Origin of the sequence: Pseudomonas baltica, from assembly GCF_014235765.1 — a bacterium.
Lineage (GTDB): Bacteria > Pseudomonadota > Gammaproteobacteria > Pseudomonadales > Pseudomonadaceae > Aquipseudomonas > Aquipseudomonas baltica.
In genome coordinates, this window is the sequence record NZ_JACMYH010000001.1 from 2,064,752 (window position 1) to 2,080,250 (window position 15,499).

At 62.5% G+C, this 15,499-nt stretch carries 14 protein-coding genes; 6 read left to right on the forward strand and 8 right to left on the reverse strand.

Translation table 11 applies throughout. The annotated features are described in order from the left end of the window. Positions 1-267 precede the first annotated feature (267 nt). From H7993_RS09275 to H7993_RS09290, 4 genes are all read right to left on the reverse strand, one after another. Entirely contained in the window at positions 268-1,032 is a 765-nt protein-coding gene (locus tag H7993_RS09275; RefSeq protein WP_043186354.1) for an amino acid ABC transporter ATP-binding protein, read from the reverse strand. Between the two features lie 10 nt (positions 1,033-1,042). Further along, positions 1,043-2,140: an amino acid ABC transporter permease gene (locus H7993_RS09280; RefSeq protein ID WP_043186351.1), complete on the reverse strand. Its 1,098-nt coding sequence runs from the start codon at positions 2,138-2,140 to the stop codon at positions 1,043-1,045. A gap of 10 nt (positions 2,141-2,150) precedes the next feature. Further along, positions 2,151-3,332, reverse strand: a complete 1,182-nt coding sequence (locus H7993_RS09285) for an amino acid ABC transporter permease (protein WP_122479632.1) — start codon at positions 3,330-3,332, stop codon at positions 2,151-2,153. Positions 3,333-3,396: 64 nt separating this feature from the next. Next, positions 3,397-4,425 (reverse strand): amino acid ABC transporter substrate-binding protein, encoded by a 1,029-nt coding sequence (locus tag H7993_RS09290; protein WP_122479633.1) that lies wholly within the window; start codon positions 4,423-4,425, stop codon positions 3,397-3,399. A gap of 468 nt (positions 4,426-4,893) precedes the next feature. Between H7993_RS09290 and H7993_RS09295 the strand changes: the two genes are divergently transcribed. Next, complete coding sequence (locus tag H7993_RS09295; protein ID WP_185794117.1) at positions 4,894-5,550, forward strand: alpha/beta hydrolase; 657 nt, start codon at positions 4,894-4,896, stop codon at positions 5,548-5,550. A 481-nt stretch (positions 5,551-6,031) separates the two neighbouring features. Beyond that, entirely contained in the window at positions 6,032-7,471 is a 1,440-nt protein-coding gene (rhlB, locus tag H7993_RS09300; protein WP_185794118.1) for an ATP-dependent RNA helicase RhlB, read from the forward strand. A gap of 178 nt (positions 7,472-7,649) precedes the next feature. Here rhlB and moaE read toward each other — a convergent pair whose 3' ends face one another. The 3 genes from moaE to moaC are packed head-to-tail and all read right to left on the reverse strand — an operon-like array spanning position 7,650 to position 8,813. Continuing rightward, positions 7,650-8,099, reverse strand: coding sequence for a molybdopterin synthase catalytic subunit MoaE (gene moaE / locus H7993_RS09305; RefSeq protein WP_122479636.1), 450 nt, complete (start codon positions 8,097-8,099; stop codon positions 7,650-7,652). Position 8,100: 1 nt separating this feature from the next. Next, positions 8,101-8,343: a MoaD/ThiS family protein gene (locus H7993_RS09310; protein ID WP_185794119.1), complete on the reverse strand. Its 243-nt coding sequence runs from the start codon at positions 8,341-8,343 to the stop codon at positions 8,101-8,103. After that, positions 8,340-8,813, reverse strand: a complete 474-nt coding sequence (gene moaC / locus H7993_RS09315) for a cyclic pyranopterin monophosphate synthase MoaC (protein WP_122479638.1) — start codon at positions 8,811-8,813, stop codon at positions 8,340-8,342. The genes H7993_RS09310 and moaC overlap by 4 nt, the downstream gene beginning before the upstream one ends. Before the next feature lie 243 nt (positions 8,814-9,056). On the opposite strand from moaC, the gene H7993_RS09320 reads away from it, so the two are divergent. From H7993_RS09320 to H7993_RS09335, 4 genes are all read left to right on the forward strand, one after another. Next, positions 9,057-9,539: a CS1 type fimbrial major subunit gene (locus tag H7993_RS09320; protein ID WP_185794120.1), complete on the forward strand. Its 483-nt coding sequence runs from the start codon at positions 9,057-9,059 to the stop codon at positions 9,537-9,539. An 84-nt stretch (positions 9,540-9,623) separates the two neighbouring features. Beyond that, positions 9,624-12,140, forward strand: a complete 2,517-nt coding sequence (locus H7993_RS09325) for a TcfC E-set like domain-containing protein (protein ID WP_185794121.1) — start codon at positions 9,624-9,626, stop codon at positions 12,138-12,140. After that, entirely contained in the window at positions 12,137-13,300 is a 1,164-nt protein-coding gene (locus H7993_RS09330) for a hypothetical protein (RefSeq protein ID WP_185794122.1), read from the forward strand. The genes H7993_RS09325 and H7993_RS09330 overlap by 4 nt, the downstream gene beginning before the upstream one ends. A 10-nt stretch (positions 13,301-13,310) precedes the next feature. Next, positions 13,311-14,036: a fimbrial biogenesis chaperone gene (locus H7993_RS09335; protein WP_122479642.1), complete on the forward strand. Its 726-nt coding sequence runs from the start codon at positions 13,311-13,313 to the stop codon at positions 14,034-14,036. 56 nt (positions 14,037-14,092) lie between these two features. Here the strand turns inward: H7993_RS09335 and H7993_RS09340 are convergent, their stop codons facing one another. Beyond that, complete coding sequence (locus tag H7993_RS09340; protein WP_122479643.1) at positions 14,093-15,487, reverse strand: PhoH family protein; 1,395 nt, start codon at positions 15,485-15,487, stop codon at positions 14,093-14,095. Between the last annotated feature and the right edge of the window lie 12 nt (positions 15,488-15,499).

Here is a 15,499-nt window from a genome sequence, read left to right on the forward strand (position 1 = left end):
CGAACCGCAGCGCACCCTTCGCGGCCACGGACCGCTCCTACACCGTTCCCACATTCCCCGTAGGAGCGGTCATCGGCCGCGAAGCAGGCGCCGCGGTGTATCCGGCGAACCGCAGCGCACCCTCCGCGGCCACGGACCGCTCCTACACCGTTCCCACATTCCCCGTAGGAGCGGTCATCGGCCGCGAAGCAGGCGCCGCGGTGTGTCAGGCCAGTAACGAAAAAACCCGGGCACAGGCCCGGGTTTTTCGTGTGCCGCAAACGGCAATCAGTGCAGGATCTGGCTCAGGAACATCCGGGTCCGGTCGCTCTGCGGATTGTCGAAGAAGTCGTTCGGCGCGGCCTGTTCGACGATCTCGCCCTTGTCCATGAAGATCACCCGGTTCGCCACGGTGCGCGCGAAGCCCATTTCGTGGGTCACGCAGAGCATGGTCATACCGTCTTCAGCCAGGCCGATCATGGTGTCGAGCACTTCCTTGACCATTTCCGGATCGAGCGCCGAAGTCGGTTCGTCGAACAGCATGATCTTGGGCTTCATGCACAACGCCCGCGCAATGGCCACGCGCTGTTGCTGGCCACCGGACAGCTGGCCGGGGAACTTGTGCGCCTGCTCCGGGATGCGCACGCGCTCCAGGTAATGCATGGCGATTTCCTCGGCCTGGCGCTTGGGCATCTTGCGCACCCACATCGGCGCCAGCGTGCAGTTCTGCAGGATGGTCAGATGAGGAAACAGGTTGAAGTGCTGGAACACCATGCCCACTTCGCGCCGTACCGTCTCGATCTGCTTGAGATCGTTGGTCAGCTCCACGCCGTCGACGATGATGGTGCCCTTCTGATGCTCTTCCAGGCGGTTCAGGCAACGGATGGTGGTCGACTTGCCCGAGCCCGAGGGCCCGCACAGGACGATGCGCTCGCCCTGGGCCACGTTCAGGTTGATGTCCTTGAGCACGTGGAACTGGCCGTACCACTTGTTCACGCCTTGCATCTGGATGATGCCCGGTGCGCCCGCCGGTTTCTTGATCGCTTCACTCATGATTAAGCTCCTAACGCTTGTGGCCAGTGTCCAGCTTGCGCTCCAGATGCATGGAGTAGCGGGACATACCGAAACAGAAGATCCAGAACACCAGGGCCGCGAACACGTAGCCCTCCGTTGCCATGCCCAGCCATGCCGGGTCGGCTGCCGCCTGCTTGACGCTGTTGAGCAGGTCGAACAGGCCGATGATGATCACCAGGCTGGTGTCCTTGAACAATGCAATGAAGGTGTTGACGATGCCCGGGATGACCATCTTCAAGGCCTGCGGCAGGATCACCAGGCCCATGCTGCGCCAGTAGCCCAGCGCCATGGCCGAGGCCGCCTCGTACTGCCCCTTGGGAATCGCCTGCATGCCACCGCGCACCACTTCGGCTACATAGGCGGACTGGAACAGGATGACCCCGATGAGCGCCCGCAGCAACTTGTCGAAGTTCATGCCCTCGGGCAGGAACAGCGGCAGCATGACCGAAGACATGAACAGCACGGTGATCAACGGCACGCCGCGCCAGAACTCGATGAAGGTCACGCAGACCACCTTCACCGCCGGCATCTTCGAACGCCGGCCCAACGCCAGCAGGATCCCCAGCGGCAAGGCGCCAGCGATGCCCACGGTAGCGATCACCAGGGTCAGCATCAGGCCACCCCACTGGCTGGTTGCCACGGTCGGCATGCCGAACGCGCCGCCGTGCAGCAGGAAGTAGGCGATGACCGGGTAAAGCACCAGGAAGCCGATGCCATAGACCGCTTTGCGCTTGAACCGCGACATGAACAGCGGCGCCACACCCAGCACTGCCAGCCACACGGTCAGATCGACGCGCCAGCGCAGTTCGGGCGGGTAATAGCCATACATGAACTGACCGAAACGCTGCTGGATGAACACCCAGCAGGCGCCTTCCTTGGTGCAGTCGGCACGGGTGGTGCCGACCCAGTTTGCGTCGAAGATCGACCAGCTCAACAGCGGCGGCACGATCAGCCAGATCAGGTACAGCGACAGCAGGGTCAGCAGCGTGTTGAGCCAGCTGGAAAACAGGTTCCGGCGCATCCACGCAACAGGTCCGAAGACTTTGCTCGGTGGTGGCTGGTCGGGTTTGAAAATATGGGTCGTCATGCGCTCATCCTCACCGTTCGATCAGCGCAATGCGCTTGTTGTACCAGTTCATCAGCAGGGAAATGCTGATACTGATCGCCAGGTACACGCTCATGGTGATGGCAATGACTTCGATCGCCTGACCGGTCTGGTTGAGCACGGTACCGGCGAACAGCGAAACCATTTCCGGGTAACCGATACCCGCTGCCAGGGAAGAGTTCTTCGCCAGGTTCAGGTATTGGCTGGTCAGTGGCGGAATGATCACACGCAGGGCCTGCGGGATGATCACCTTGCGCAGGGTCGGGCCGTTGCGCAGCCCCAGCGAGTGGGCCGCTTCGGTCTGGCCGTGGCTGACCGACTTGATGCCCGAGCGCACGATCTCGGCAATGAACGCCGCGGTGTACACGGTCAGGGCCAGGGTCAAGGCCAGCAGTTCCGGGATCAATACCCAGCCACCGACGAAGTTGAAGCCCTTGAGCTCGGGTTTCTCCCAATGCACCGGCGTGCCGAAGATCAGCGCGCACAGGGCCGGCAATACGATGATGATCGCCAGGCCCACCCAGAACTTGTGGAACGGCTGGCCGGTGGCCTCGAAGCGCTTGGTGGCCCACTTGGACATCAGTACGACGCCCACGATGGCTACCACCACGCTGATAGCGAATGGCCAGAAGCCTGGCGCCGCCAGCGCGGCCGGCATGTTCAAACCACGGCTGCTGACGTAGAAGCTGTCCATGAAACCATGTGCCGCGCGCGGACCCGGCAGGGTCAGGAACACCGCGAAATACCAGAACAGGATCTGCAGCAGCGGCGGGATGTTGCGGAACACCTCGATGTAGACGGTCGCCAGCTTGTTGATCATGAAGTTGGGCGACAGTCGCGCCACGCCGATCACGAAGCCCAGCACGGTCGCCAGGATGATGCCGATGATCGACACCAGCAAGGTATTGAGCAGGCCGATCAGGAACACGCGCGCGTAGCTGTCCGATTCGGTGTAGTCGATCAGGTGTTGGGCAATGCCGAAGCCGGCACTGCGTTCAAGGAAGTCGAAGCCGGAAGTGATGCCCCGGTGTTGCAGGTTGGTCTGTGTGTTGTCGAACAGAAACCAGCCCATACCGACCACCGCCACAATGGTGATGATCTGGAAAAGCCACGCACGCACACGTGGATCAGTCAGGGATAACCCCTGCTTGGGTGCGCCGATTTGATTTTGCATGGAAAGCCCCAGGAGAGATGGAGAACAGCGCCCGACGGCAACGTGCCGTCAGGCGCCGGGCCGATCAGCGCACCGGAGGTGCGTACTGGATACCGCCAGCGTTCCAGAGAGCGTTCTGGCCACGATCGATCTTCAGCGGGGTGTTCGCGCCCAGGTTGCGCTCGAACATCTCGCCGTAGTTGCCGACCTGCTTGACGATCTGCACGACCCAATCCTTCGGCAGTTTCAGATCCTTGCCGTATTCGCCATCGGCGCCCAGCAGGCGTGCCACGTCAGGGTTCTTGGTAGCCTTGGCTTCGGCTTCGACGTTCTTCGAAGTCACGCCTGCCTCTTCAGCGTTGAGCTGGGCGAACAGGGTCCACTTGACGATCGCCAGCCAGTCTTCATCACCGCGGCGTACCACTGGGCCCAGCGGCTCCTTGGAGATGGTTTCCGGCAGGACGACGTAATCGTTCGGCGCGGCCAGCTTGCTGCGCTGGGCGAACAGCTGCGACTTGTCGGAGGTCAATACGTCGCAACGGCCGCCTTCCAGGGACTTGGCGCTTTCGTCGGAGGTGTCGAAGGTAATCGGGGTGTACTTCAGGCCATTGCCACGGAAGTAGTCGGACACGTTCAGCTCGGTGGTGGTACCGGCCTGGATGCAGATGGTGGCGCCGTCCAGTTCCTTGGCACTTTTCACGCCCAGCTTGTTGTTCACCAGGAAGCCGATGCCGTCGTAGTAGGTGACGCCGGCGAAGACCATGCCCATGCCCGCATCGCGGGAGCTGGTCCAGGTGGTGTTGCGCGACAGAATGTCGATTTCACCGGACTGCAGCGCAGTGAAGCGCTCCTTGGCATTGAGTTGGCTGAACTTGACCTTGGTAGCATCACCGAACACGGCAGCCGCAACAGCGCGGCAGACGTCGGCGTCGATACCGACGATCTTGCCCGAAGCATCAGGAACGGAGAAACCAGGCAGGCCGTCGGAGACGCCGCACTGTACGAAACCTTTCTTCTGGATGGCGTCCAGAGTGGCACCCGCCTGAGCGAAGCTGCTTACGCCCAGAACGGTCGCAGCGGTCAGTACAGCCAGGGTGGATTTCAACATCTTCATTCAAAACCTCCAGTTGCTCTTGTTGTGTCCGAGCTTGAATTGCGCTGCACCTAAATGAGGCGCTGTCGACCCGTGTCGGCTTGTTGTTGGGTCAAAGCTTCAATCGCAATACAAGTGATGAACCCGACCGACCGGATGGCCCGACCGGGATATGCAACGCTTGCCCCCGCTCCCCGCAAGGTTCGACGCAGTGGACTGCGGCGTCTCTGGTGATCATCGGCAAATTTTTCCGCATCGTCGTTGACTGCTCTGCGTCAGTCCATAACGGTTCTATAGTGTTACCGCCGATGACGATGCTGGTATTACGCCAGTTACATAGCAAGCGTCGTACCATAGTGAATCGCATCAGCGTTTAAATGCACGTCAATAGAAAAACTTGTAGCCTTGCGACATCTTCTTCAGAGATCGCACCATCGCGCCTCGTTGCACTGCACTCAAACAGAGCGGGCGCCCCACAACGGAGCAACCATGACCGACCCCTTGATCATCGAACCCGACAACAGCGTCGACGCCTGTGTCATCTGGCTGCATGGCCTAGGCGCTGACCGATATGACTTCCTGCCCGTGGCGGAAGCCTTGCAGCAACGATTGCAGGGAACACGTTTCGTACTGCCGCAGGCACCCACTCGCGCAGTGACGATCAACGGCGGCTACGCCATGCCCAGCTGGTACAACATCATTGCCATGAGTCCTGCACGGGCCATCGACCAAAGCCAGCTGGAGGCGTCTGCGCAGATGCTTTGCGGGCTGATCGAGGAGCAGCAGGCCAGCGGCATCCCGCCCGAAAGGATCTTCATCGCAGGCTTTTCCCAGGGTGGCGCGGTGGCATTGCATACGGCCTATATCGCTTGGCAGGGTCCGCTTGGGGGAGTGCTGGCGCTGTCGACCTACGCTCCGACTTTCGACGAGCAGATCGAACTGGCCGCCAGCCAGCAGCGCACGCCGGCGCTGTGCCTGCACGGGCAGAATGACGAAGTGGTGATCAACGCCATGGGCCGCAGCGCCTATGAATACCTCAAACGCTGGGGCGTGGACGCAGCGTGGCAGGAATACCCCATGGGTCACCAAGTGTTACCGCAAGAGATCGCCGACATCGGCGACTGGCTGGCCGAACGGTTGCACTGACACCTTGCACATCCGCAGGCGCGATCTGTGGCCGCGAAGCAGGCGCCGCGGTGTGCCCGGCGAACCGCAGCGCACCCTTCGCGGCCGCGGGCCGCTCCTACATAGGTTCGCGGTCGACTCGTAGGAGCGGTCATCGGCCGCGAAGCAGGCGCCGCGGTGTGTCCGGCGAACCGCAGCGCACCCTTCGCGGCCGCGGGCCGCTCCTACATAGGTTCGCGGTCGACTCGTAGGAGCGGTCATCGGCCGCGAAGCAGGCGCCGCGGTGTGTCAGGCGAACCGCAGCGCACCCTTCGCGGCCGCGGGCCGCTCCTACATAGGTTCGCGGTCGTCTCGTAGGAGCGGTCATCGGCCGCGAAGCAGGCGCCGCGCAGTACCGGCCACACAGCGGCCACCGTACGTCCCCACCACTCTTCTATCGTCGTGCTCGATTCTTGCATTACACTGCCTGACGTTCATTCCTCAACCAATCGATGAGAAGCCTGTGCTCAAAGCACTCAAGAAGATGTTCGGCAAAAGCGAGGCGCAACCCCTTGCAGCCGACACTGACGCCACCGGCGCCCTACCCGTCGACACCCACGCATCGACCCAGCCGGCCGCCGTTGCGCCAGCCCCCAGCGTCAGCCCCGAACCCGAAGCACCCGCACCGACCGTGATCGCCGATGAAAAGCCTGTGCGGGTCCGTCAGCCCAAACCCGTCGCGCCTGCCTGGAGCCGTACCGATTTTCAGGTGGAAGCGCAGGAAGGCAAGACACGCTTCCACGACTTCGCGCTCACCGACGAGCTGATGCACGCCATCCACGACCTGGGTTTTCCATACTGCACACCGATTCAGGCCCAGGTGCTGGGCTACACGCTCGAGGGCCGCGACGCCATCGGCCGCGCCCAGACCGGCACCGGCAAGACCGCTGCCTTCCTCGTGTCGATCATCTCCCAACTGCAGCAGACCCCTCCGCCCAAGGAGCGCTTCATGGGCGAGCCGCGCGCGCTGATCATCGCGCCGACCCGTGAGTTGGTGGTGCAGATTGCCAAGGACGCCGCGGACCTGACCAAGTACACCGGCCTGAACGTGATGACGTTCGTCGGCGGCATGGACTTCGACAAGCAACTCAAGCAGCTCGAAGCACGCCATTGCGACATCCTGGTTGCCACCCCCGGCCGCCTGCTGGACTTCAACCAGCGCGGCGAAGTGCACCTGGACATGGTCGAGGTGATGGTGCTCGATGAAGCCGACCGCATGCTCGACATGGGCTTCATACCCCAGGTGCGCCAGATCATCCGCCAGACGCCACCCAAACAGGAACGCCAGACCCTGCTGTTCTCCGCCACTTTCACCGCAGACGTGATGAACCTCGCCCAGCAGTGGACCACCGACCCGGCCATCGTCGAGATCGAGCCGGAAAACGTGGCCAGCGAAAGCGTCGAGCAGCATGTGTATGCAGTGGCTGGCAGCGACAAATACAAACTGCTCTACAACCTGGTCACCAGCAACGACTGGGAGCGCGTCATCGTGTTTGCCAACCGCAAGGACGAAGTCCGCCGCATCGAAGAGCGCCTGGTGCGCGATGGCGTGAATGCCGCGCAACTGTCCGGCGATGTGCCGCAGCACAAGCGCATCAAAACCCTGGAAGGCTTCCGCGAGGGCAAGATTCGCGTACTGGTGGCTACCGATGTGGCGGGCCGCGGCATCCACATCGACGGCATCAGCCATGTGATCAATTTCACCTTGCCCGAAGTGCCGGATGACTACGTTCACCGCATCGGGCGTACTGGCCGGGCCGGCAGCAGCGGTGTCTCGATCAGCTTCGCCGGCGAAGACGACTCCTACCAGCTCCCATCGATCGAGGCGTTGCTGGGTCGCAAGATCAACTTCGAAATGCCGTCCGCCGAGCTGCTGAAACCCGTCGAACGCAAGCACCCTTGACCGCTGCAGGAGCGGTCCGCGGCCGCGAAAGCCGCACCGCGATTTAGCGGCCTAACCGCGCCGCCCTCTTTGCGGCCGATGGCCGCTCCTACGAATGTACTCAAGCCCCCTGTAGGAGCGGTCCGTGGCCGCGAAAGCCGCACCGCGTTCCAACCTGCCTCAGCGCATGGGCGGACAATCACTCCCAGCGCTGCGCTGCTGCCTCGTCGCTCTCGCGTCCCTGCACCCAGCGCGGGCCATCTTCGGTGTTCTCCTTTTTCCAGAACGGCGCCCGGGTCTTGAGATAGTCCATGACGAAGTCGCACGCCTGGAACGCCGCCTGACGATGGGCGCTGGCCACGCCGACGAACACGATCGGCTCGCCCGGCGCCAGCGCGCCCACCCGGTGCAGTATCGCAAGCTTGAGCAACGGCCAGCGCTGCGCCGCCTCGAAGATGATCTTGTCCAAGGCTTTTTCGGTCATGCCCGGATAATGCTCCAGCAACATCCCGCGCACTTCCAGCCCGTCGTTGAAATCGCGCACGTAGCCGACAAAGCTCACCACGGCGCCCACGCCGGTGTTGGCCTGGTGCAGGGCATTGAGTTCAGCGCCGGGGTCGAACGGCTCATGTTGCACGCGAACACTCATCTCAACCTCCGGTCACGGTGGGAAAGAATGCCACTTCATCGCCATCAAACAAGGGTTCGGCCAGCCCGCACATCTCCTGGTTGCGCGCACACATGAGGCCTTTCTCCGCGAGTACCTCGCGGTCGCCGCGCAGGATGAGAAATTCGCGCAACGCGTCGACGCTGGCGAATTCACCCGTTACCACTTCCTCGCCCGTGCCCAGCAGCTCCCGATAGCGGGCGAAATACAACACGGTGTAGTTCATGAAGCGTCCGCCTTGAAATGCCCGCTCTTGCCGCCCTGTTTCTCCAGCAGGCGCACCTGTTCGATGACCATGCCGCGGTCGACCGCCTTGCACATGTCGTAAATGGTCAGGGCCGCCACGCTGGCCGCCGTCAGCGCTTCCATCTCGACCCCGGTCTGCCCGGCCAGCTTGCAGCGAGCGGTGATCAGCACGGCGTCCGCGCCGTCGGCGGCCAGTTCGACCTTGACGCTGGTGAGCATCAGCGGGTGACAGAGCGGGATCAGGTCGCTGGTTTTCTTCGCCGCCTGAATGCCCGCGATGCGCGCCACGGCGAAGACATCGCCTTTGGGATGCTCACCCTCGACGATCATCTGCAGGGTCTGCGGCAGCATGCGGATACGCGCCTGAGCCACCGCTTCGCGGGAAGTCATGGCCTTGTCGGTGACGTCGACCATGTTGGCGCGACCTTGGGAATCGAGATGAGTCAGCACTGCCTTGCTCCTGTTCCAGAAGCGACGATTGTAGCCCCGGAACAGCTGCGTTGCACAAAACCTCGAGCGTCGCGTTGTAGGACGGATCCCACAAAGTTTGGGAACCGTCCGACTTTTTGACCGCCCTGCGCCCGGCACAATTCTCCCTCGCGCTGCCAACCGACCGGAAGAACCTCAGCCCAACGTCGGTTCGACCAGCAGTGCGCACCTGCTGCTCATATCGAAATCAAGGAGTCGTACCCAATGAAATCTTCAGTCCTCGCGCTGCCACTGGCCCTGCTGTTCACCGGCAGTGCCATGGCCGACCAGCGTATCGATCACACCGTGACCGTGACCGCTACCGTGCCCACCGACAAATTCATCGTAGAGCCACTGGGTGGCAACTGGATGAACGAGCCACAGAACATGAGCTTCAAGCCGGTGGACGGCAGCCTGGAGCCGATCCGCAAGCAACTGACCATGAAAAGCACCAGCGGGGCCATCAAGGCCAAACTGCTCAACAGCCCGACCATGACCAGCGGGTCCAACTCCATTGGTCTGAACGTCAAGGTGGGCAACCAGGCCTTGAGCACCAGCTCTGAAATCGTCGCCAACGTAGCCGATGCCGCTGCCGGCACCGTGGTCGACTTTCTGGTGACCGCCGGCGCCAAGCCATCTGCCGGTTACGTTCCGGGCACCTACCAGGGCACCGTCAACCTGGTCTTCGAAACGCCTGATCCGGTCTGACCTCGTTTCAAACCCCGTGTTCTGAACGTTGCCCCGCCGGGCACCCGTGTGCCCGGCAGGGCGACCTCTGCCTGTGTGACAACCATGACTAGAATCACCCCAACGGTGTTCACCGGCCCTTTGGCGCTGGGCCTGCTGTCCTTGGTGGCACTGTCCCCGACCACCGTGACAGGCAACACGAACATCGCCACTACGGCCCTGTCCAGCCAGGCCCAGGGGTTGCCACGAGAGTTCAACGAGCATTTCTACGACGTGCCGCTGGCCGTGCACGTCGATCTGGATGGACGCGGCCTGGGTGAAGCGCTGATCACCCTGGACCGCCAGGAGCGCGTGCAACTGATCGAGTTCACCGCGGACGAAGAAGGCCGTGCGCCCGATCCGCTGCGCCAGCGATGGGCCGATTACCTGGCCGACCCCGTGCCGCTGGGCAACTGCACGCAGAGCTGCCGCGACGACCTGGTGGCTTTGCACTACAGCCTGTACGACTCGCGCCTGTCCATTCTTACCCGTACGGTGGAACGCACTGCGCAAGACCAACGCTATCACGCCCTGCCCGAGCACGGCAGTCACGGCATGATTCTGCGCAATCAGCTGAACATTTCCGCCGGACGCTTCGAACAAGTCGGGCGCTACGCGCTGCAGGGCCAAGGCAGCCTCGGTGACTGGACCACCCTGGCCCAACTGCAGGCCGATCGCAGTGACGACGACCGCTACGGTACCCGCCATCGTGTCGACCAGCTCTACGCCGAGCGCATGGACCAGGGCCACTTCTATCGCCTCGGCTATTTCATGCCCGACGCCCAGGGCCTGACCCGCCAGCCGCGCCTGCTGGGCGACACGCCCCTGACCGCCCTGGGTGTCATGTACGGCAGCAGCGACAGCCTGGCCGTGGACAACGCCACCCCCAGCGCCACCCCCATCTATGTCACCCCGAACCGCCCCGGCGTGGTGGAGATCTACCGCAATGGCGTGCTGATCAACAGCCAGCCAGTGCAACCGGGCTTGCAAGCCATCGATACCAAAGTGCTGCCCGGCGGCATTTATGACGTCGAAGTGCGCCTGATCGAGGATGGGCAGACAACCGCCAGCAACGAAGCATTCATCTACAAGCCGTCGAACTGGAGCAACCCCGACCAGCCATGGCGCTACAACCTCTATCTGGGCCAGCGCCGCACCTTGCTCAGCAACTGGGAAGAAGACAGCGATGACAGCCTCAGCAGCGGTGTGCTGCTCAACTACCTGGCGCACTCGCGGGTGGTGCTCGGCAGCTCGTTGCAGCGCGTGGGCGACTACACCCAATACGGGCTTTCCGCCGACTGGGACGCCCTGCAAAGCACCAAGCTGTACGCCAATGTGTATCACACCGACCAACACGGCCAGGGTTACGACCTGCAGGCGCTGTGGAACTACCGTGCCGGCAACCTGGTGCTGAGCCGCAACCAGAGCTGGCAGCGCTACCCACGACTGCGCGGCGAACGCGAGCCGCGACCGGGCCAACAGGTCATCCAGACTTCACTGTCCTGGCAGCACCGAATGGATCGGCGCTTCAGCACCCATACCCGCATCGCCCGCGACGACGGTCTTTACGCCGGCACCTCCGTGGACCTGGGCCTGGTGTACCACGGCAAACTGATGGGCTCGGACGCCAACTGGCGTGCCTCGGTGTTCGACCGCCCCGGCACGCTCGCCACCGACGGCGCCCGCAATCGTGGGGTCAATTTCACCCTGAGCATGAGCCTGGGGCAGGAAGGGCGACGCCTGTCCGCCACCTTGGGTAGCCGCACGGCGCTGGACGGCACTCGCGATCGCAACGTCTCGGTGACCTACCAGCAAAGCCTGGAGCATCACACCCTGCGCAACGTCGCCGGCACCCTCACCGGCGATCGCTACGGGGCCGCCCTGGCGGCCAATGTGCAGTTCCAGAACAGCATGGTGTACGGCGATGCCTATGTGCAGAACTCGTCCTACGACCACGCCGTCAGTGGCGGCCTGAACCTGGAAAGCACCGTCGCCGTGGGGGCCGGCAAAGCCGCCATCAGTGGTGATTTCCAACCCTACGAAGCCGGCATGATCGTCGACGTCGAATCCGACCTGGACAACCTGCGCGTGCGCGCCGACAGCCTGCAGGGCCCCAGCGCCACACTGCGGCCAGGGCGCAATATCCTGCCGTTGCGCGCCTATCGACCGGGCCAGGTGCTGATGGACTTCGAAGGCCTGGAAGCCCATGCCGCGGTGATCCAGCCGTCGAGCTTCAGTTACCACCTCAACCGTGGCGCGGTGACCTACCAGAAAGTGCGCATCATGCGCACGGTCACCGTGCTGGGGCGTCTGCTCGATGCCGGTGGTGCGCCGATCAAGGGTGCCATGGTCATCAATCATGCCAGCCGCAGCCTGAGCGAGGCGGACGGTTTCTTCGCCGTGGAAATGAGCGAATCCACGCCCACCCTGGAGGTGCGCCGCAGTGGCGCACGCCTGTGTTTCCTCAAGCTCGACGAGAAGAACGCCCAGCGTGAAAACGAAGTGCTGATGGTGGGCGATCAACAGTGCAGCCCAGACACCCTCGCGGCAACCGGCAACAATCATGAAGGAGATGCAGGATGAACACGCTTCGCGCCATGGCAGCCACCTTGCTGCTGGCCCTGCCCTTCACACCCCAGGCCACGGCCAACGAGATAGCCTTCACTGCGCGAATCGAGGGGACCCGGTTCGTCAACACGACGCCCAATGCCAGCTACTGCAATCACTTCGGAGGTGGCAGTTTCTGCGCCACTTCATGGTCGACGAACCTGCCTATTACCTATCGCAAACGCGTAGATGTGAATTCACCCGATGCGCGCGACAAGGTCTACGTCCGGTTGCCGGCACGGCGCGCTATCACCTTGCAGAACCGGCTCACCGGCGAAACCGCCACCATGTTCCTGGCGTTCTATCAATTCAGCCAGCGAGTCAGCTGGGAGCACGAGACGGTCGTCAACGGCTCGCCGAATGGCTGCGGCGTATTTGGCAGCCTGGGTGGCGGGCCGGGCTATTCCCGGTTTCTCTGGCACGCCTTGAACACTACCAACCCGGCTCCCTGTTTCTCGACCAAATCCGGCAATCCGAATGTGGAGGATTCGGAATTCACCAACACCGGCATCTCGGTAAGGCCCGATTTCCCACCGGTGGGCTCGCTGGCCCCCGGCGACTGGGAAGGCATTGCCGACTACCGTGTGGGGCTGGGCCAGGACTTCGACTTCGGCAATATCCTGGACCCCAGTACCGATCAGTTCCGCGTGCGCATCAGCTTCAAGGTGATGCATGAAATGCGCGTCGATTTCCCGGCCCACGGTACCGAAATCAGGCTTGCCCCCCAAGGCAGCTGGACCAGCGTGATGAACACCAGCAGGGCGCCTGTCCGTCTGTATCACGACACGCCGCTGCGCCTTTGGGCTGGCAGCCCCTTCAGCATCTACCTGGCCTGCGAATACCCAGAACGGCGTGACCAGTGCCTGCTCAAGAATCAGGCTGCCGAGCATTACGTACCACTCGATGTGGCGCTGACCCTGCCGGGTGCTTTCCAGAGCAATGGCATGCCGGTCGATCGGCTACCGGTGCTGGATGGCCGCAACTACGCCAAGACCATTGTCCCCACCGGCACTGCGAGCAATGCGCCGGGTACTTTGCACTTCGACGTCAGCGGCACCTCGGCCGAAGCCATGCTGCGCTACCCCGGCGCCCGATACAGCGGGTGGGTCACCATCATCTATGACGCCAACCCTTGAGGAGCCTTCCATGAAATACCTCGCGCTACTGCTCGGCCTGACGACGTTCGACGCCTGGGCCGCACCGCAGCTGAACATCGGCAGCCTCTACGAATACTTCGACGGCAACCGCAGCACCTCGCTCAAGCGCATCTACAACAGCGGTGACACGGCAGCGTTCGTCAAGGTCAGCGTGGCCGAGCTGGTCTACGCCGCCGACGGCACCGTGACCGAAGTGCCTCTGGATGGCCTGCCGGCCGAACAGCGCACCCTGATCGCCAGCCCAGCCCGGGTGATCGTGCCGCCCAATGGCATGCAGCAGGTGCGCCTGCTGTACCGGGGCGAACGCCAGGCCGAACGCTACTTTCGCCTGCGTTTCATTCCGGTCCTTCCGGAAACCGGCGACGGCTTCGGCCTCACCAGCGAGCAAGCCCAGCAGTACAATGAGGCGCTGTCGGCCGGGGTGAGCATCCTTGCCGGCTATGGCGCGGTGATGTTCGTCAAGCCGGCGCAGACCACCTACGCCACCGAAGTGCTGCACGAGGCCGAGCGCTTCACGATCCCGAACAAAGGCAACGCCACGGTGGTACTGGATCATTTCAACGACTGCGATCGCAACGGACAGCACTGTGCCCCGCCCACCAAGCATCACATCCGGCCGGGCAAAACACTGTCTTTCGAAAAGAAAACCGGGCGTTCCTACCGGTTCGTTCTGCAGGAAGGCCCGCGGGAGATCCCTCATGAATTCGAAGGCTAGGCTCACTGTCGGTGCCCAGGCACCGATAGCGAGTCCGTTTGCGCAGGGTTGTTGACCTACAGGTGGCTTTCGGCGTACTCGGCCAGGATCGACCGCGGTACACCCTGCAGGGTGATGTGCACGCCTTGGGGGAAGTCCTTGAAACGCTCCGTCAGATAGGTCAACCCGGAACTGGGGGCCGACAGGTAGGGGGTGTCGATCTGCGCCAGGTTGCCCAGGCAGATCACTTTGGAACCGGCACCGGCACGGGTGATGATGGTTTTCATCTGGTGCGGTGTCAGGTTCTGGCACTCGTCGATCAGGATCAGGCTTTGCTGGAAACTGCGGCCTCGGATGTAGTTGAGGGATTTGAACTGCAACGGCACCTTGCTCAGGATGTAGTCGACGCTGCCGTGGGTATTTTCATCCTCCATGTGCAAGGCTTCGAGGTTGTCGGTGATGGCGCCCAGCCAAGGCTCCATCTTTTCCGCCTCGGTACCGGGCAGGAAACCGATTTCCTGGTCGAGCCCCTGCACGCTGCGGGTTGCAATGATGCGCCGGTAGCGCTTGGTCACCATGGTCTGCTCGATGGCCGCGGCAAGGGCCAGGATGGTCTTGCCCGACCCCGCTGCGCCCGAGAGGTTGACCAGATGGATGTCCGGGTCCAGCAGGGCGAACAGAGCCAGCCCCTGGTAGATGTCTCGCGGCTTGAGACCCCAGGCTTCCTGATGCAGCAAGGGCTCCTGGTGCAGGTCGAGGATCATCAGCTCGTCGTCCTTGATGCCTTTGATCCAACCGACGAAGCCTTGCTCGTCGATGATGAACTCGTTCATGTGCACCGATGGCAGCACTTCGCTCAACTGCACCCGGTGCCAGGTGCGGCCATGGTCCTGGCGCGTCTCGACCTTGCTCACGCGGTCCCAGAACGAGCCGGTCACGTTGTGATAGCCACGCGAAAGCAGCGATACGTCATCCACCAACTGATCGGTGCTGTAGTCCTCGGCGGCAATCCCGCAGGCGCGCGCCTTGAGGCGCATGTTGATGTCTTTGGTGACCAGAATCACGCTCAGGTCGGGGTGACGCGTGTGCAGGTCGATCAACTGGTTGATGATGATGTTGTCGTTGAGGTTCTGCGGCAGCAGGTTCGAGGGCTCGGGACGCTTGTCCATCAGAATGGACAGAAAGCCCTTGGTGTTGCCGCTGACGCGCATGATCGGCACGCCGGATTCGACCACGGCCGGCGATGCATCGCCCAGGGTCTTGTCGATCAGGCGGATGGCCTGCCGGCATTCGGCAGCGACGGTCTGCTTGCCATCCTTGAGTTTGTCCAGTTCCTCCAGCACGGTCATGGGAATGGCGACACGGTGTTCTTCGAAATTCAGCAGAGCGTTTGGATCGTGGATCAGTACGTTGGTATCGAGCACATAAAGGATTGGCTGATTGGAAGAGGTGCTGCGTCCTTGTTCATCCATACTCGGTCACCT

Bases quoted from the DNA above. Each gene is read 5' to 3' on its own strand.
- H7993_RS09295 (WP_185794117.1), top strand. From the start codon at position 4,894: ATGACCGACCCCTTGATCATCGAACCCGACAACAGCGTCGACGCCTGT.
- H7993_RS09325 (WP_185794121.1), top strand. From the start codon at position 9,624: ATGACTAGAATCACCCCAACGGTGTTCACCGGCCCTTTGGCGCTGGGC.
- H7993_RS09330 (WP_185794122.1), top strand. From the start codon at position 12,137: ATGAACACGCTTCGCGCCATGGCAGCCACCTTGCTGCTGGCCCTGCCC.
- H7993_RS09285 (WP_122479632.1), bottom strand. From the start codon at position 3,332: ATGCAAAATCAAATCGGCGCACCCAAGCAGGGGTTATCCCTGACTGAT.
- moaE (WP_122479636.1), bottom strand. From the start codon at position 8,099: ATGAGTGTTCGCGTGCAACATGAGCCGTTCGACCCCGGCGCTGAACTC.
- H7993_RS09340 (WP_122479643.1), bottom strand. From the start codon at position 15,487: ATGGATGAACAAGGACGCAGCACCTCTTCCAATCAGCCAATCCTTTAT.
- H7993_RS09320 (WP_185794120.1), top strand. From the start codon at position 9,057: ATGAAATCTTCAGTCCTCGCGCTGCCACTGGCCCTGCTGTTCACCGGC.
- H7993_RS09310 (WP_185794119.1), bottom strand. From the start codon at position 8,343: ATGAACTACACCGTGTTGTATTTCGCCCGCTATCGGGAGCTGCTGGGC.
- H7993_RS09290 (WP_122479633.1), bottom strand. From the start codon at position 4,425: ATGAAGATGTTGAAATCCACCCTGGCTGTACTGACCGCTGCGACCGTT.
- H7993_RS09280 (WP_043186351.1), bottom strand. From the start codon at position 2,140: ATGACGACCCATATTTTCAAACCCGACCAGCCACCACCGAGCAAAGTC.
- H7993_RS09275 (WP_043186354.1), bottom strand. From the start codon at position 1,032: ATGAGTGAAGCGATCAAGAAACCGGCGGGCGCACCGGGCATCATCCAG.
- H7993_RS09335 (WP_122479642.1), top strand. From the start codon at position 13,311: ATGAAATACCTCGCGCTACTGCTCGGCCTGACGACGTTCGACGCCTGG.